Here is a 15771-nt window from a genome sequence, read left to right as displayed (position 1 = left end):
TTTTATTTATGAGAACCTTCAGAATATTTTTCAATACCATTCGGGCCATGAGTTTTAAAAAGATTCTACGTCTTTTATCTCTTGTTCTGCCACATCCTTTATTTTCCATATTGAGTTTTTATGCGACTGTTAAAGCCTTCACCATTGCACAGGCTCGTTTTCCTGAAACAGCTTCAAATAATGGAATTGGCAATGCCTTCAGACATGCATTATGGTGTTGTTTTATCTTGATGTATTGTTCCAAGATCTCCTCACCTCAAAAAGCTCTTGATTTCTGCAAAAAAGTAACAGATTTACACGAAGAATTATTTCCAAATAAACCTTTGGAAACCAAGATGGACCTTCATAATAATAAGATCGGAATGGATTATTTTATGGAAATTCTTCCTGGTATTCACCGGCAGTTTTTTGAAAAAAGTTTTTTTATAGATGCTTTGGTTAAAAAGATGGACGACGCAAAAGTCCTTAAAAACCTCGATGACCATTTTGAGGGTCATCTTGTATATCTTGAAGAATAAGCCGGTTTAACTAAAAAAACATTGGCCCCTTTGTGTCCTTTGTAGTTTAAAGTATTTTTGATAAGTTTAAACAATTAATTCAATCAAATGGTTTTAAGCAGAATTTGGTCCGCTTTTATTATCGTTGCTATCGCCATTGCAGGCATAAAATATATCTCTTCAAGTCATTATAATACCATTTTCAATGATATGGTCGTAGGAAAAGGAGGAGATACAGTACAGATCGCATCGCAAAAAATGAATACGCTTTCTCCCATTATCAGGGACAGTCTCATGAAGAAACCTGATTTTGCAGAAGACAGGATTCATTATAAAACAGACTCATTACAACAAAACGTAAAGGTATATCGTGTTCAGGAAGCCGACGGGGTCATTGGGACGGCAGAAACTGCAGTTAAAATATGCATTGGGCTAATAGGCATCATGACTCTTTTTATGGGTTTTATGAGTATTGCGGAAAAAGCAGGTGGAATCAATTTGCTCAGTCGGCTTATTCAGCCTTTCTTTTCAAAACTTTTCCCGGAAATTCCTAAAAATCATCCTGCTTTCGGCCATATGCTAATGAATTTCAGTGCGAACCTGCTGGGACTTGACAACGCAGCCACTCCTTTTGGACTTAAGGCCATGGAAAGCTTACAGACCTTAAACCCCAATAAAGACACCGCCAGTAATTCCCAGATCATGTTTCTGTGTCTTCATGCTGGTGGAATGACGCTGATCCCGGTTTCTATCATTGCTATAAGAGCCTCCATGGGCTCAAAGACGCCAACGGATATCTTTCTTCCATGTATGATTGCTACTTTTACCGCAACACTGGCAGCAATGATCATCGTTTCTCTTTACCAGAAGATCAATCTGCTTCGTCCAATCGTAATTGCATATGTCGGTGGAATTTCAGCAATTATAGGTTTTTTGGTTTTATACCTTGTCCGGTTGAGTAAAGATGAGCTGGATACATTCAGCAAGGTTCTAAGTAACGGCCTTATTTTGTTTATTTTCTTAGCGATCGTGCTTGGAGCAGTTTATAAAAAGATCAATGTATTTGACGCCTTTATTGATGGCGCAAAAGAAGGATTTACAACTTGTGTTAAGATTATCCCCTATTTAGTTGGAATGTTGATCGCTATTTCTCTTCTCAGGACCTCAGGGGTTTTTGATGTGATCATAGATGGAATGAAATGGGTTGCCAATGCAGCCAGTTTAGATGCAAGATTTGTGGACGGATTACCCACAGCTTTAATAAAACCTCTTTCAGGGTCGGGAGCACGCGGAATGATGGTTGACACCATGTCCACATTCGGAGCAGATAGTTTTCAGGGAAAATTAGCAGCGGTTCTGCAAGGAAGCTCAGATACGACGTTTTATGTAATTGCTGTCTATTTCGGGGCCGTAGCGGTTAAAAACACAAGATATGCGGTAATTGCAATGCTTCTGGCCGATTTAGTAGGTGTTATCACGTCAATTGCGCTGGCTTATTTATTTTTTGCGTAGTATATCATTTTTAACCATTCAATAACCAAATAAACAAGCAACCAGAATATGATTACAGATAAAGAATTTACATTACGCCTGATCCGTCAACTGACACAGGCCCTGGAAAAACTTATTTTAGACAAGCCTGAAGAAAGTTTGATGCAGAAAGAATTGGATTTTGATTCTCTGATGAAGGATATTTTTAAAATAGATTTTACGGCAATCTCTTCTAAGACAAAGGAGGAAATCATAGAAATCGTGAATGAAAGACAGGAAAAGGATCATAAAGACTATTATGAAATGCTTGGAAACCTTTTTTATTTTAAAGGAAAGGAAACAGAAAACCACGATTTTCAGGATAAAGCAAAAACATTTTATGAACTGTATCTTCAGACAAGTGGAATCTTTGCCCTTCCCATAATCAACAGAATCAATGAAATAAAAAAAGCACTTGAATAAAGTGCTTTTGTATTTTTAGAATGTAATCTTATAGGTCCCGGTGGATGATGTACTGGCCTTTTCAGCTTTTACATATTTTTTAACCCACGCTACAGAGGTTGAAGATACACAAGGATCCGATATTCCCCCTACTCTTCTTGCAGAGACTACATTTCCGGCTTTATCAACGGTGTAAGCAACTGTAACGGATCCACTGGCTGTACAGTTGTGTTGTGGTTGTGCTCCTCCTCTGCCCATTGTTCCGGGGATGTAGCCAATCAATTTTCTGTCGATTCCTACTTTACTGTCTCCATTTCCATCTCCCCCTAAAGGATCTCCTGCATTTCCTATACCTGTTCCCGTCCCTTGACTGCCCGCTTTTGTTCCTCTTCCTTTTATCAGATTACCGATTGCCGCATTCCCTTTTCCATCTCCATTTCCGGTTTTAGAATTTGCTGTGGCTCCGGAAGTCTTTTTAGTGTTTTTCGAAGCGGATGAACTTGTCGTTTCTTTTTTATTCGATTTTGATTCTTCTTTTTTCGGAACGCTCGCTTTTTTACTATTTCCGGTGATTACTTTATCTTTGGGTTCAGATTTCTTAGTTTCCGTCTTGGGTTCAGGTTTTACTACGGTTTTAGTTTCAGGAACAACGGCTTCTACAGGTTCGGGAGTAACTTCTTCCGATTTTGCAGCTAAACTTCCTTCCTGTTCTGCCGGTTCTTCGATACCATTTCCATTCCGGTTATCTCCAAAGTTTACCAACATAGTGGTTACAACCTCAGGCTCCTTATTCTGTTCCGGCTTTAATTTATATAGAAAAACAAAAAGCAGGATTGCAGACCATACCAGGATAGAAAGTATTCCACTTTTTATCCGGTCCCGGGTTTCCTCATTTTTGTTTACAGTATAACTTTTCATTTTTCACTAATTACCAGGATCTTAAGTTCCGGTTATTTATCTTTAACAGTTGCAAGAGCAATATTGAATTTATGCTTCTCCGCAATTTCCATGGCAAAAACAACATCTTTATGCAACGTGTTTTCGTCTGCCCGAATCGTAAAAGATTTATTCGTTTGATTGGTTAAATTATTGACAATAGTTTGTTCAAGCTGTTCCCTTGCTACAGGCTTATCGTCAATATAATAAGTTCCCTCAGGCTTAATGGTTACTGTAAGGGGATTCGGTATATTATCATCAGCAGTGCTTGTCTTTGGCAAGTTTACGTCAATAGCGCTTTGATTAGCCGCTGAAGATGTTATCATAAAGAAGATCAGCATGAGCAAGATGACATCAGTCATCGCCGCCAAACTAAACTCCGGATTTGCTTTATTTCTTCTTTGAATTTTCATCTGTTTATTCTAAATTTTTATGGGTCAGATGGAATCGCTCTTAATAAGTCTATACAATGAATGTTTTTCACAGCGATTTCATAAGAAAGATTTATAAAGGTTTGTTGATAAGATCTAAAAATTCACCAGACATGTTCTGAGCTCTCAAAACAAATTTATCAATCCTTGTTAAAAGGATATTGTAAAAAAAAGTTAGCAGGAATCGCTACCGCCAAACCAACAGCCGTTTGTCCCAAAGCAGTATAAATACCTTCTGACAGTGTTTTCGGAGAGAAAGACCCCGTTGCATGTGACAAATTAAAGAACGCTAATATCATTCCGATAACCGTCCCCAAAAGTCCCAGCATCGGAGCAATACTTGGCACCACTGCTAATAGATTTAGGTTCTTTTCCATGTTGGCTACTTCAACCTGAGCCTGGGATTCCATAGCACTTACAATATCTGAAACAGGCCTTCCCAATCTGGAAATCCCCTTTTCCAATATTCTGCCTTCCGGTGAGTTTTGTCTTTTGCAATAATCTACCGCTGATTCAATTTTACCTTCTTTAATAAAGTCTTCAATATTATTCATAAAATTGGAATCTGTTTTTGAGGACAATCTTTTAATAAAGAAAAACCGTTCAAAAAACAGATATACTGAAAACACACCAAGCAGTAATACGGTCACCATCACTATTTTAGCGAAGGCTCCTCCATGGAACATGATATTCCAAAATGAAAATTCTAAATTGTCTGTGGCAACTGCGGGTGTTGCAATTTGTGCAAATAAGATCTGAGTAAGTTCCGTTAACAGCATTAATGTGAATATTTTATAATGAATTTAAACGACAAAAGTAATGGAATATTATTAATTCATGTCTTAAAAAATGCTTAAAAACAACTTAAATTTTCCATTGCCACATAAACAGCAAATTTCTTTCCAAAAAGAATTTTGAAAAGAAATTGAATATAAAATTATTGAGGAAGATAAATTTTTTAATCTTCGTCTACCTCAATATTATCCTGTTTTAGTTCACATTTAAGTCTAAAAGCAATCGGAGTATCTGATCCTGTGTAAAAATCATCAATCGTTCCCTTCCAGATCAGATCCAATTCGCCTTCTTCATTTTTTTCAAATACCAGCTCATTATCGTAGATAAAAGCATCTTCATCGTCGAACAAATCCACCTCTGTAAAGGTTTCATCTTCAGAATCATTGATGTTTATCGTTTTTCCTTCAAGGTCCGCAGAATCAATAGGAAAGTCGAAAACTTCTAGTGAGAGTTGTGGAAAATTGTATTGTAAAGAATCATCTTCTACATGATCCAAGCCATCATCCGTTATGATTTCAACTTCAAGGAAATGTTGTTGATTACTATAAATAGCCTTGCAATAAGTACTTCTTATATTGTATTTTAACGTTTCGTCCGGATGGTAAATTTTTAAAATCCCTTTCATTATTTCTTAAAAAAGAGCTGTAATAATATGATTGTTAAATGTTTTAAGCAAAGATAAAAAATAGATTGAATTTGAAAAATATTTTGAAAATTATTTTTTCCAAAATCATGATCCTATCTTTTTCTGATCCTCCAATAATACTTACTTTTGTTACATAAAGATTCTGAAATGAAAAATTTTTTATCAAAAAGTATTTTAAGCTTAGGATTGGTGATAAGCCTGGCAGCGTGTAAAAAGTCTGACTCCCCTTTAACGAAAGTAACTCCAACGAATTTAGACTCCATTGCTTCTAACTATTATGAACAATATCTGAAGCTGTATCCTCTTGATGCTACTTCTCAAGGAGACACAAGGTATAATGATCAATTACCTATTAATATTGATAAAGATTTTATTTCAGGAGAAATTGCTTTTTATAATTCTATTCAGAACCAATTAGATAAAGTAGATTATAAAAATCTCTCTGATGATGATAAAGTAGTTTATGATGTACTGGATTATACCTTAAAAGACAAAATAGACGCCTATGCGTATCATCCGGAATACATTCCATTTAGCCAGTTTACAGGACTTCCTCTGAACTTTCCCCTGTTTGGCAGTGGAGAAGGAAGCCAGCCTTTTAAAACAGAAAAAGACTATGCGGACTGGTTGCAGAGAATGAATAAATTTCCGGTGTGGATGGACACTGCAATAGAAAATTTTAAAGAAGGAATTAGCAATAAAATAGTTTTGCCTAAAAAGCTCATTGTAAAGATGATTCCCCAGATGAAAGCTGAAGAAATAATTACTCCGGACTTTGAAAAAAATATATTTTACGGTCCTATCAAAAAATTCCCTAAGAATTTCACCCAGGCACAAAAAGAAAAGTTCACCACACTTTACAAGGATGCTATTCTCAAAAAAATCATTCCTGCCTACACAAAAATGGGTAACTTTTTAGAAAAGGAATACTTGCCTAAAGGCAGAGATACAGATGGTTACAACAGCTTACCAAAAGGAAACGAAATTTACCAGTATTATGTAAAAAGCTGGACAACAACCAACAAGTCTCCTGAAGAAATTAATAAAATCGGTATTCAGCAGGTGGCCATGCTTCGTTCAGAAATGGAGAAGGTAAAACAGCAGGTTGGATTCACAGGAAGTCTGGAAGAGTTTATAACATTTGTAAAGACAGACCCTAAGGCAATGCCTTACAAAACTTCAAAAGAAGTTCTGGCTGGTTTTAACGGAATCTTAGCCAAAATAACTCCGAAACTGAAAACCATGTTTAATGTAACTCCGAAAACAAAATTTGAGATCAGACAGACGGAAAAGTTTAGAGAGGCCACCGCAAGCGCTGAGTATACTCCTGGCACCCCTGACGGTAAGAGACCGGGTATCTTTTATGTTCCCCTTCCGGATCCGGAAAAATTCAATGTAACTTCCGGAATGGAATCCCTTTTCTTGCATGAAGCGATACCGGGACATCATTATCAGGTTTCTCTTCAGCAGGAAAACACAAAGCTTCCTAAGTTTATGAGATTCGGGTGGTTCGGAGCTTATGGAGAAGGCTGGGCGCATTATTGTGAAACATTAGGTCCTGAGTTTGGATTGTATACAGATCCTTATCAGAAAATGGGATATTTAAGCGACCAGATGCTGAGAGCTGTAAGATTGGTTGTTGATACAGGGCTTCATACAGGAAAAATGACCAGAGAGGAAGCAATTAAATACTTTCTAAGCAATATCTCTTATAATGAAGCAGGAGCCACTGCAGAAGTGGAAAGATATATGGCAATGCCGGGACAGGCGCTGGGATATAAAATCGGTTCTTTAAGAATACGTGAGTTGAGAGATCAGTATCAGAAACAGCTAGGAAAGAAATTTAATCTGGCCAATTTCCATGATGAAGTTCTAAGCCAGGGTTGTCTTCCACTCGATGTTTTGAACAGAAAAATGGAACTTTGGGCGAAGAAGCAAAAGTAATCTTTTAAAGAAATAAAAAATTAATATTTTTGGTGGAGCAGTTTATTAAAATTGCTCCTTTTTTTAAGTTTAATGGTAATTAATTTTTTGCAAAGAAGCTTTATGATTACTTCTTTCAAAGACACAATCAATAACAGACAAAACTATAAACATGACAATTGAATCTTTACAATCTCTCTTTGCCAGAGATTTAAATAAACTAAAAGCAGAAATTGAAGCTTACCATAATGAAGCATCTATTTGGAAAACAGATAAAAACATTGCTAATTCTGCAGGAACCCTATCTCTTCATCTGGTCGGAAACCTGAGCCATTTCGTAGGCGCTATCCTTGGAAATACCGGATATATAAGAAACCGTGAACTTGAATTTTCTTTAAAAGATATTCCAAGAGCAGAGTTACTTCGACAAATTGAAAATACTCTTGAAGTTGTAAACTCCTCTTTAAATAACCTTACAGATGCTGACCTAGAAAACGAATATCCTTTTGAACCATTGGGATACAAAATGACAACCGGATATTTTCTGATTCATCTTATGGGACATTTAAGCTACCATTTGGGACAGATCAATTATCACAGAAGATTACTGGACAGCTGATTATTTTTCAAACATCATCTTGGTAATGAAATCTTTATCTCCTTTTCCCCGTGCCGGAGAATATTCTCTTCCATAGAAAATGATCTGGAGATGAAGTTTATTCCATACATCCTCCTTCCAGATATTTTTGGCATCCTTTTCTGTTTCCACAACATTTTTCCCTGAAGTAAGCTTCCATTGGGTCATTAATCTGTGGATATGCGTGTCAACAGGAAATGCAGGAAATCCGAATCCCTGGCTCATGACCACTGAAGCTGTTTTGTGTCCTACGCCTGGTAAAGCCTCAAGCTCCTCATAAGTTTGCGGCACTATACCATTATGCCTTTCAAGCAATAATTCCGCCATCCTTTTCAGGTTTTTGGCTTTAGTATTTGACAGCCCGATCTCTTTGATAAGCTCTTTGATCTCGGAAACTTCAAGCTTCGCCATTTTTTCCGGTGTTCCTGCTACTTTAAAAAGTTGTGGTGTTACTTCATTCACCTTTTTATCCGTCGTTTGTGCTGAGAGTGCGACGGCGACCATCAATGTATAAGCATCGGTGTGCGCAAGCGGAACAGGAACTTCAGGATATAATTTTTCTAATTCAAGCTGAACAAGCTCAGCTCTTTGCTTTTTTGTCATGTAACCACTAAATTTGAACAAAAATAAACAATATGTTGAAAGTAGGCGACAAATTACCCGAATTTGAAGGGACCAATCAAGATGGAGAAACAATAAATTCATCTAAACTCATTGGAAAAAAACTAATTATCTTCTTTTATCCGCAAGCCAACACTCCAACTTGTACTGTGGAAGCATGTAATCTGAGTGATAATTATTCGCAGCTAAAAAAAGCAGGATTTCAACTTTTAGGTATCAGTGGAGATTCTGTAAAAAAACAGAAAAACTTTCATAGTAAATTTGCTTTTCCTTATGATCTGATTGCAGATGAAAATCGTGATGTTATCGAAAAATTTGGTGTTTGGCAGGAGAAAAAGACTTTTGGCAAAACGTATATGGGAATCGTGAGAACTACTTTTATCTTTGATGAAAAAGGCATCTGCACAAGAGTTATTGATAAAGTAACCTCGAAGACTGCAGCAGAACAAATTTTAGAAGGATAAAATTATATAATAAAACAAACCTTTAAACAAAGTCCATACTAGGAAGGCTGTTTAAAGGTTTGTACTATTTATTTTAAAGAAATTTTATTCGGTTTCGTAGTATCTCAATTCTTCATTATCCCCTGGAAGACTTACGTATTTTTGAAATTTCAATCCCAGCTTTTCAATTAGCTTTTGAGAAGAAAAATTATCTTTAGAAGTAATGGCAGATATTTTCTTTAACCCGAAGTCATCCATACCGATAGATTTAACTTTTAAGGCAGCTTCATAAGCATATCCTTTGCCTTCGAATTCATCCAACAAAGAAAATCCTATATCTAATATTTCCAGTCCTTCCCGTTCGAAAATTCCTACTGCACCCACCTTATTATTCCCTTCTTTAGTTATAACAAGATAATTTCCAAATCCTAACCGTTCCAATTGAGGGAGAAACCTGTTTTTGATATAGGCTTCGGCATCGGAGACATTCTTAAGATGACGGTCACCAATAAACTGTATAAACTTTGGTCTGTTGTAAAGATCAAATATAAACTCACGGTCATCCACGGTTATCGGACGAAGGATAAGTCTTTCTGTTTCGTAGAAATTACCTTCTTTTGGGTGATTTTTTAGACTCATCTTTAGATTCTTCTTTTTTTTTCGATTTTTAAAAGCCTTGGATTATTGGCACATTTCTTATTATAGAGTTCTATATAAGTCCCATTATCTTTTACCTGAGTAACTGCTCCTGAAGCTTTATTTACAGTTAATGTAAAATGGGTTTTCTGATAAGGACATTCCTTTGATGTTAATTTTCCTAAATCCAGGTAATAGTTAGATTGATCTTCATAATAATTTCCTGCTACATCCTTAAATTCTTCATCGATCATATAACCATCCACAGTAGCTAAAATGGCTGCTTCCTGAACATTATCTATCTTTCCGACAAACTTTTTTAAGGCATCAAGATCCGTAACGTAATTAATTTTTCCACCGGAGGAATAAACGATGTAATAAAAGCTATCTTCATCCGGAAATAAATCAAATCCTGATGTCTGAGGAATAAAGTCTTTTTTAGTTCCTGAAACTTTTAATTCCTGATCTTTTCCATAGGTATTGTAATTCAACACCCAAAAGTCAATTTTATCGTTAGGCTCTATTCCCTGCAAAACATTAGGAATGCTCGAAAATTTTATTTTTGCCTGTGAATAAGCTGATATTCCTAAAAGAATAAAAGCAATTACCATACATCTTGAAATTAATTTTCTCATAGTTCCGAGATTAATAATGGAGAATTACTACATAAATTTTTCCCCTTTTTTAAAGTTTTTCAGATCCAGAACATAATCTTTTATAAGCTGATCGTTATCTCTGGGACAAATAAGCAAAGCCTTATCCGTATCTACAATGATGTAGTTTTCTAATCCATCTATAACTACCGCCTTATTGTTACTTTTTACACGAACGATATTTCCTTTGGAATTATATGCCAAAAGATATTTTAGTTTTACTGTATTTTCGTTCTCATCTTTTTCAGCATTTTCATAAACCGAGGTCCATGTTCCTAAGTCACTCCAACCCAGATCGGAAGGTATTACATAAACATTTTTTGCCTTTTCCATAATCCCGTTGTCAATGGATATTTTCTGTACCTTAGGATAAATAAGTTCTATACAATTGTCCTCTGCTTCACCATTATATTCACATGCCATAAAATGCTGGGTCATTTCCGGAAGGTAAGTTTCAAAAGCACGATGGATACTTTTCACATTCCAGATGAAAATTCCGGCATTCCAAAGGAAATCCCCACTCTCTAGGAAACTTTGGGCTATCTCAAGTATTGGCTTTTCAGTAAATGTTTTAACTTTAAAATAGTCTGCTCCCTTTTTGTCTACAAACTGAATGTAACCATATCCGGTATCCGGTCTGGTTGGTGTAATCCCCAATGTCACCAGATAATCATTTTTAGAAGCCAGATCAAAGGCCAACTCAACCTTCTCCAGGAAAACATTTTCCTTCAATATCAAGTGATCTGCCGGTAGAACTATTATTGTAGCATCAGGGTTAATTTCAGCTATTTTATTGGCCATATACAAATTACAGGCAGCAGTATTCTTCATCAGAGGTTCTCCAACAATATTTTTTTCCGGAATTTCAGGGAGCTGCTGATGGGAAAGATTCACATATTCCTTATTGGTAATAACAAATATATTCTCATCAGGAATAACCTTACTGATCCTGTCATACGTCTGTTGAATCATGGTACGTCCAACACCTAAAATATCCTGAAATTGTTTTGGAAACTTCTGCGTACTCATAGGCCAGAATCTACTACCAATTCCACCTGCCATGATAACACAGTATTTATCTGATTTTGACATGCTTAACTACATTTTTCTACCCTTGCCAGAGGTTTGAAAGAATACTTCCTTCCAGTAGCCAGGTTCTTACAAAGATAGTTTTTTTTTAATCAGACCTTCTAAAAAATACTTTTCGTTTCTATAGATGAAGTAATCTCCTTTCTGCAACTCTTCTATAAACTGAAGCTTATCATCTTGTTTTTCAATATGGAAATACTTGACCAGATCCGGACTGGCCATAAAGTTAGCCTTTGGAGATCTTGAAAATTTTACAATAATTGGCTGAAGAGCATCTTCATATACCTCAACACTTTCAAGAAGCATTCGTCTGAAAGTATCTTTCCACTCATTACCATGTGGAGAAATTCTTCTGCCATATTTTTCAAAAGCAATGAGATGGGCCAGCTCATGAGTCAGAACAAAGAAAAACAGTTGAGGCGCTAATGTAGAATTGATTGTAATTTCATGGGAATTATCCGGGAGCTTTCTGTAATCTCCCAGTTTTGAATTCCTGTTTCTTGTAATCTTTATATGAATATAGTAATCTGAGAACCAGATTTTTAAATACTGAAGCGTGTTCTGTGGTAAATATTTTTCTAGTGACTGGATAGACATTTTACAAACTTAGTGGAATTCCTGCATAGAAATTCAACAATTTAAGACTAAAAAGATAATTATACTTAGCCTGCGCCACCGAACCCGCTGCATTAGCGTAATTATTTCTTGCCACGTTTAGGTCAAAAATGGTAGTCCGCCCTGCAGCATAACTTTTATCTGCAAAATCCAATGACAATTTTGTACTTTTTGCAGCTTCTATAGCAGCAATATAAGCTTCATAATTAGCTTCTACGTCGAACTGGGCTTTCTGTACATTTTGTCTTACCGTCTGTTTTTGTTGTTCTAACGTATTCTTTGCCGCACTTTCATTAATTCTTGACTGCTCTACCTGAAGTTTTGTAATTCCCTTGTTGAAAATAGGAACGCTAATAGATAAGCCTGCCTGTTGACCGAAATTATCTTTATATTGCTGGAATAGGTTTCGTTCCGCGATATAAATCAATTCATTTCCTGTATTATTGGTATTAAGCAGGTTATTGTAAAAACTTCCGATCCCGGCACTCGCTGTTACCGTAGGCCAATATGCTGTTTTAGATACTTCAGTTTGAGCTTCCGCAGATCTGATTCTGCTTTCCGCTGCTTTTATTTGCGGTTGATTTTCGTACGCTGTGTTCAAAACCTCATCCACAGATTTTAATTGTGGGGCCAGATCATCTGAGACAACTACATCTTCAACATCAAAATCTTTGTAGTCCTGCAATTGTAAAAGTTGGGCAAGCGCAAATAGACTTCTTCCGGTGTCAATCTCAGCTGTTTTGAGATTTTGTTTTTCTCTTGCCAATGCAGATTGAGCTTCTGCAAGTACTGTTTCAGCAGTGGTTCCTACCTGGGTAGTGATTTTTGCCCTGTCATATTGTTTTTGAGCATTGTCAACAGCACTTTGTGAAATTTTAATAATTTCTTTTTTAAGTAATGTTGTTAAATATTGCTGTGCGATCTGCAATGAAATATCATTCTTTATGGTTTCGATATCATATTGACTTGCTTCTACATCAAACTGCGTTTTTCTGACAGTTTTTTCTAGTCTTCCATTATTATAAACCAGGATATCAGCTCCCAGACTGGCATTATTACTGAATCTGTCATTTCTAAGACTTCCTGTTCCGAATGACGTCTGTCCAAAACTGACTGTATTTCCTATACTTGCTGATAAAGAAGGTAAATACCCTTTTTTAGCAATTTTAAGATTAGAATCCTGGACTTGTTTAGAGTATTCATTTTGGATAACCTGAAGGTTATGCTTCACAGCATAATCCACACATTCTCTTAAGGACCATTTTTTCTGAGCATTCATACCCAGGAAAGTTAATCCGAAAACGATAGTCCAAACTTTTTTCATATTAAGATTTTACCATATTAGACGTACCAAATATAAAAAAGTTACACATTTAAAAATTATTGTTTCATTTTAATAAAACTTTTGAGAATTTTGCATCATGACAACCAAAGAATATCAGGAAGCCGTTGACTGGCTTTTCGTGCAGGCACCCAACTATCAGATTGACGGAGAGAAGGCTTATAAGCCAGGACTTGACAATATAACGAGGCTATGTACATTTTTTGACAATCCACAGGAAAAAATAAAATGTATTCACATCGGAGGTACCAATGGTAAAGGTTCAACCAGCAATATGCTTGCCTCTGTTCTTCAGGAAGCCGGCTACAAAGTTGGAATATACAATTCTCCACACCTTATTGATTTCACAGAGCGTATCAAAGTAAACGGGAAAAACTGTAACAAAGAATTCGTTTTTGATTTCATCACAAAATTAAAAACATTACCCAACGATATTTTGCCTTCGTTTTTTGAATTTACCACCATAATGGCTTTCGAATATTTTTATCAACAGCAGGTAGATTTTGCAATTATCGAGGTAGGTTTGGGAGGAAGACTGGACTCAACCAATATTATAAGGCCTTTGGTATCTGCTATTACTAATGTACAGCTGGATCATCAGAATATCCTGGGAAATACTATAGAAGAAATAGCCCGGGAAAAAGCAGGCATTATCAAAAACGGAATCCCTATTATATCCGGTGATGAAAATGAAGTTGTAAAAAATATCATCCGTACTAAAGCGGATCAAAATAATGCAACATTTGTCGATGCAACCACATTGTCATCGGGTTTCGCTTCAGATCTGAAGGGAAACTATCAACAGAAAAACATCAGGGTGGTTTTAGCGTTAACTGATGAGTTGTTAAAACTGAATGTTGAAATTTCTGAGAAAAACATTACAGACGGATTATTGCATGTTCATGAGAATACCGGATTTATTGGCAGGTGGTTTGAATTTTCAAAAACCCCGTTTACTATTTGTGACACAGCGCACAACCAAGCTGGTCTGGAACAGGTCTTCTCGCAGCTTAATTCCATTGACTGTAAAAAGCATGTGATTTTAGGTTTTGTCAATGATAAAAAAATAGATGAAGTGATGAGTTTATTACCTGAAAATTCTAGATTCTATTTTGCAAAACCATCGATTCACAGAGGACGTCATCCGAAAGATTATGAAGATTTGCTTATAAATGCAAAAATAATTTATAAAATTTTTGATTCTGTACAGGAAGCGTATTTATCTGCAAAACAAGAATGTACAAATGACGAAATGATTTTTATTGGCGGAAGCAACTTTGTAGTAGGAGAATTTTTAGAAAAAAATTTGGAGATTTCCAGATAAGTCGTATATTTGCACCACTCTAAACGAGAAAACAAGTATAGAGGGTTCTTAGCTCAGTTGGTTCAGAGCATCTGGTTTACACCCAGAGGGTCGGGGGTTCGAATCCCTCAGGACCCACAGAAGATCTCTCAAGAAATTGGGAGATCTTTCTTTTTTGATCTTACCTTAATTCCTTAAATTTTCAAGTCTTTTCAATTCAATTCATTAAATTTGATCAACACAACACATGTCTGATAGGTTAAAATGTTTTTGCTATGGATGTTATATTATCAAAAAAAGAAATATTAAGACGATTAAATACTCTGAGAATAAACCCTTTAGGGCTCCCCTCAAGAAAGTATGGAGTTTCAATAAAGTATTTTTCAAATGATGAAGAAACGCCGGATAAAAGGGTTGATTATGAAATTACTACTGAATTAAACCTCGAATACGGGAAAGGTTTTCTAACGATTGATAAAAAAAAACATCTACTTTAATCAGCATCAAGCCGATAACATTAGCGAGCTATTAGCCGAATCCATTTCGAAATCCCTATATCCTGTCCAGACCCAAATCAATGAAAAAGGAACGGGCACTAATGAAATTACAAATTTTGATGAAATTAAAACCCGATGGTCCCACGAGAAGTTAAAATTATCTGAAAAGTATTCGGGACACCCATTGGAGAAATTCTTATCCGCTGTTGACCATAAAATGGAAAATAAGAAAGAAATAGAGAACGGCCTGCATTATGACTGGTTCTGGAATCTCTTTTTTCATCCTAAATTCATTGATTATGGAGACACCAGAAAAACATCAACAGCATTATTTCTGGCTGTAATTCCTTATCAGAATCCCTTAAGATTCCCCGGAATTCAGACCATTCAAAAGATTCCGACAGATTATCATTCTTTTATTATTGAATTCAAAAGTGAAGAAATACCTGCGGACTTATATTTTATTCCTGCAAATGCTTTTAATCAAGATGCATATTGGATGTCTCTTAAGGTCACCTTTGATTTGGATGTATACCATCATTTTCCAATGCATACCAGGGCGTACTTTGAAGTTTTCACCAGGGATTATTCAGGGGAAAAAAAATTAATTAAAAGAATCAGCTACAATCAGTTTCAGCTCCATAACGGAGAGTATTCTGACAAGAAACTAAGTAAGGATAGCCCTTTTATTACCGGCGGACTTGTGGTTTCAGAGCCTAACAAATGGGGATTTTATAAGAACATATATGAAAATGACTGGTAAAAATCCATTTGT

Annotated in this window: 18 protein-coding genes, 1 tRNA gene and 1 pseudogene; 10 read left to right on the top strand and 10 right to left on the bottom strand. The window is 36.0% G+C overall.

The features are described 5' to 3' along the window. The first annotated feature begins 8 nt into the window (after window positions 1-8). From ACJ5H0_RS12655 to ACJ5H0_RS12645, 3 genes are all read left to right on the top strand, one after another. Window positions 9-518, top strand: a complete 510-nt coding sequence (locus ACJ5H0_RS12655; protein ID WP_172281818.1) for a DUF6973 domain-containing protein — start codon at window positions 9-11, stop codon at window positions 516-518. Between the two features lie 87 nt (window positions 519-605). Beyond that, on the top strand, window positions 606-2009 hold the full coding sequence (locus ACJ5H0_RS12650; RefSeq protein WP_411249813.1) for a nucleoside recognition domain-containing protein: 1404 nt from the start codon (window positions 606-608) through the stop codon (window positions 2007-2009). A 48-nt stretch (window positions 2010-2057) separates the two neighbouring features. Further along, entirely contained in the window at window positions 2058-2450 is a 393-nt protein-coding gene (locus ACJ5H0_RS12645; protein ID WP_411249812.1) for a hypothetical protein, read from the top strand. Between the two features lie 15 nt (window positions 2451-2465). Here the strand turns inward: ACJ5H0_RS12645 and ACJ5H0_RS12640 are convergent, their stop codons facing one another. From ACJ5H0_RS12640 to ACJ5H0_RS12625, 4 genes and pseudogenes are all read right to left on the bottom strand, one after another. After that, window positions 2466-3347, bottom strand: coding sequence for an energy transducer TonB (locus ACJ5H0_RS12640; RefSeq protein ID WP_345991101.1), 882 nt, complete (start codon window positions 3345-3347; stop codon window positions 2466-2468). A 32-nt stretch (window positions 3348-3379) separates the two neighbouring features. Beyond that, on the bottom strand, window positions 3380-3778 hold the full coding sequence (locus ACJ5H0_RS12635) for an ExbD/TolR family protein (RefSeq protein WP_345991103.1): 399 nt from the start codon (window positions 3776-3778) through the stop codon (window positions 3380-3382). A gap of 91 nt (window positions 3779-3869) precedes the next feature. Next, window positions 3870-4575: pseudogene (locus tag ACJ5H0_RS12630) on the bottom strand (MotA/TolQ/ExbB proton channel family protein). A gap of 179 nt (window positions 4576-4754) precedes the next feature. Beyond that, on the bottom strand, window positions 4755-5216 hold the full coding sequence (locus tag ACJ5H0_RS12625) for a hypothetical protein (RefSeq protein WP_172281806.1): 462 nt from the start codon (window positions 5214-5216) through the stop codon (window positions 4755-4757). Window positions 5217-5384: 168 nt separating this feature from the next. Between ACJ5H0_RS12625 and ACJ5H0_RS12620 the strand changes: the two genes are divergently transcribed. Further along, window positions 5385-7181 carry a DUF885 domain-containing protein gene (locus tag ACJ5H0_RS12620; protein WP_411249811.1) on the top strand — a complete coding sequence of 599 codons (1797 nt, stop codon included), beginning with the start codon at window positions 5385-5387 and terminating at the stop codon, window positions 7179-7181. 151 nt (window positions 7182-7332) lie between these two features. Further along, a complete protein-coding gene (locus ACJ5H0_RS12615) occupies window positions 7333-7779 on the top strand; it encodes a DinB family protein (protein WP_172281802.1) in 447 nt (148 codons plus the stop codon). Here ACJ5H0_RS12615 and ACJ5H0_RS12610 read toward each other — a convergent pair whose 3' ends face one another. Beyond that, window positions 7780-8400 carry an endonuclease III domain-containing protein gene (locus tag ACJ5H0_RS12610; protein WP_172281801.1) on the bottom strand — a complete coding sequence of 207 codons (621 nt, stop codon included), beginning with the start codon at window positions 8398-8400 and terminating at the stop codon, window positions 7780-7782. 32 nt (window positions 8401-8432) lie between these two features. On the opposite strand from ACJ5H0_RS12610, the gene bcp reads away from it, so the two are divergent. Then, window positions 8433-8882 carry a thioredoxin-dependent thiol peroxidase gene (gene bcp / locus ACJ5H0_RS12605; protein WP_273650292.1) on the top strand — a complete coding sequence of 150 codons (450 nt, stop codon included), beginning with the start codon at window positions 8433-8435 and terminating at the stop codon, window positions 8880-8882. Window positions 8883-8966: 84 nt separating this feature from the next. Here the strand turns inward: bcp and ACJ5H0_RS12600 are convergent, their stop codons facing one another. From ACJ5H0_RS12600 to ACJ5H0_RS12580, 5 genes are all read right to left on the bottom strand, one after another. Next, a complete protein-coding gene (locus tag ACJ5H0_RS12600; protein WP_273650291.1) occupies window positions 8967-9500 on the bottom strand; it encodes a GNAT family N-acetyltransferase in 534 nt (177 codons plus the stop codon). A 2-nt stretch (window positions 9501-9502) separates the two neighbouring features. Continuing rightward, window positions 9503-10132 carry a hypothetical protein gene (locus tag ACJ5H0_RS12595; RefSeq protein ID WP_411249810.1) on the bottom strand — a complete coding sequence of 210 codons (630 nt, stop codon included), beginning with the start codon at window positions 10130-10132 and terminating at the stop codon, window positions 9503-9505. Between the two features lie 27 nt (window positions 10133-10159). After that, entirely contained in the window at window positions 10160-11242 is a 1083-nt protein-coding gene (locus tag ACJ5H0_RS12590) for a mannose-1-phosphate guanylyltransferase (protein ID WP_273650289.1), read from the bottom strand. A 66-nt stretch (window positions 11243-11308) separates the two neighbouring features. Beyond that, a complete protein-coding gene (locus ACJ5H0_RS12585) occupies window positions 11309-11836 on the bottom strand; it encodes a SprT-like domain-containing protein (RefSeq protein ID WP_411249809.1) in 528 nt (175 codons plus the stop codon). A gap of 1 nt (window position 11837) precedes the next feature. Then, window positions 11838-13178: a TolC family protein gene (locus ACJ5H0_RS12580; RefSeq protein ID WP_411249808.1), complete on the bottom strand. Its 1341-nt coding sequence runs from the start codon at window positions 13176-13178 to the stop codon at window positions 11838-11840. A 97-nt stretch (window positions 13179-13275) separates the two neighbouring features. Between ACJ5H0_RS12580 and ACJ5H0_RS12575 the strand changes: the two genes are divergently transcribed. The 4 genes from ACJ5H0_RS12575 (at window position 13276) to ACJ5H0_RS12560 (ending at window position 15759) form a co-directional block, all read left to right on the top strand. Further along, on the top strand, window positions 13276-14520 hold the full coding sequence (locus ACJ5H0_RS12575) for a bifunctional folylpolyglutamate synthase/dihydrofolate synthase (protein ID WP_411249807.1): 1245 nt from the start codon (window positions 13276-13278) through the stop codon (window positions 14518-14520). A gap of 42 nt (window positions 14521-14562) precedes the next feature. Beyond that, a tRNA-Val gene (locus tag ACJ5H0_RS12570) sits at window positions 14563-14637 on the top strand. Between the two features lie 137 nt (window positions 14638-14774). After that, window positions 14775-14996 carry a hypothetical protein gene (locus ACJ5H0_RS12565; RefSeq protein ID WP_411249806.1) on the top strand — a complete coding sequence of 74 codons (222 nt, stop codon included), beginning with the start codon at window positions 14775-14777 and terminating at the stop codon, window positions 14994-14996. Further along, window positions 14971-15759 (top strand): hypothetical protein, encoded by a 789-nt coding sequence (locus ACJ5H0_RS12560; RefSeq protein WP_411249805.1) that lies wholly within the window; start codon window positions 14971-14973, stop codon window positions 15757-15759. The genes ACJ5H0_RS12565 and ACJ5H0_RS12560 overlap by 26 nt, the downstream gene beginning before the upstream one ends. The last annotated feature ends 12 nt before the right edge of the window (window positions 15760-15771 follow it).

Source organism: Chryseobacterium proteolyticum (assembly GCF_046591535.1).
In the GTDB taxonomy this organism is placed as follows: Bacteria; Bacteroidota; Bacteroidia; order Flavobacteriales; family Weeksellaceae; genus Chryseobacterium; species Chryseobacterium proteolyticum.
The sequence above is the reverse complement of the archived record's forward strand: the minus strand, read 5'-3'. Positions and strand labels throughout refer to the sequence as shown.

What these genes read in the sequence shown, in the direction of transcription:
- ACJ5H0_RS12565 (WP_411249806.1), top strand. Translation starts at nt 14,775, where the DNA reads ATGGATGTTATATTATCAAAAAAAGAAATATTAAGACGATTAAATACT.
- ACJ5H0_RS12655 (WP_172281818.1), top strand. Translation starts at nt 9, where the DNA reads ATGAGAACCTTCAGAATATTTTTCAATACCATTCGGGCCATGAGTTTT.
- bcp (WP_273650292.1), top strand. Translation starts at nt 8,433, where the DNA reads ATGTTGAAAGTAGGCGACAAATTACCCGAATTTGAAGGGACCAATCAA.
- ACJ5H0_RS12585 (WP_411249809.1), bottom strand. Translation starts at nt 11,836, where the DNA reads ATGTCTATCCAGTCACTAGAAAAATATTTACCACAGAACACGCTTCAG.
- ACJ5H0_RS12615 (WP_172281802.1), top strand. Translation starts at nt 7,333, where the DNA reads ATGACAATTGAATCTTTACAATCTCTCTTTGCCAGAGATTTAAATAAA.
- ACJ5H0_RS12595 (WP_411249810.1), bottom strand. Translation starts at nt 10,132, where the DNA reads ATGAGAAAATTAATTTCAAGATGTATGGTAATTGCTTTTATTCTTTTA.
- ACJ5H0_RS12580 (WP_411249808.1), bottom strand. Translation starts at nt 13,178, where the DNA reads ATGAAAAAAGTTTGGACTATCGTTTTCGGATTAACTTTCCTGGGTATG.
- ACJ5H0_RS12600 (WP_273650291.1), bottom strand. Translation starts at nt 9,500, where the DNA reads ATGAGTCTAAAAAATCACCCAAAAGAAGGTAATTTCTACGAAACAGAA.
- ACJ5H0_RS12650 (WP_411249813.1), top strand. Translation starts at nt 606, where the DNA reads ATGGTTTTAAGCAGAATTTGGTCCGCTTTTATTATCGTTGCTATCGCC.
- ACJ5H0_RS12590 (WP_273650289.1), bottom strand. Translation starts at nt 11,242, where the DNA reads ATGTCAAAATCAGATAAATACTGTGTTATCATGGCAGGTGGAATTGGT.
- ACJ5H0_RS12610 (WP_172281801.1), bottom strand. Translation starts at nt 8,400, where the DNA reads ATGACAAAAAAGCAAAGAGCTGAGCTTGTTCAGCTTGAATTAGAAAAA.
- ACJ5H0_RS12635 (WP_345991103.1), bottom strand. Translation starts at nt 3,778, where the DNA reads ATGAAAATTCAAAGAAGAAATAAAGCAAATCCGGAGTTTAGTTTGGCG.
- ACJ5H0_RS12575 (WP_411249807.1), top strand. Translation starts at nt 13,276, where the DNA reads ATGACAACCAAAGAATATCAGGAAGCCGTTGACTGGCTTTTCGTGCAG.
- ACJ5H0_RS12620 (WP_411249811.1), top strand. Translation starts at nt 5,385, where the DNA reads ATGAAAAATTTTTTATCAAAAAGTATTTTAAGCTTAGGATTGGTGATA.
- ACJ5H0_RS12625 (WP_172281806.1), bottom strand. Translation starts at nt 5,216, where the DNA reads ATGAAAGGGATTTTAAAAATTTACCATCCGGACGAAACGTTAAAATAC.
- ACJ5H0_RS12645 (WP_411249812.1), top strand. Translation starts at nt 2,058, where the DNA reads ATGATTACAGATAAAGAATTTACATTACGCCTGATCCGTCAACTGACA.
- ACJ5H0_RS12640 (WP_345991101.1), bottom strand. Translation starts at nt 3,347, where the DNA reads ATGAAAAGTTATACTGTAAACAAAAATGAGGAAACCCGGGACCGGATA.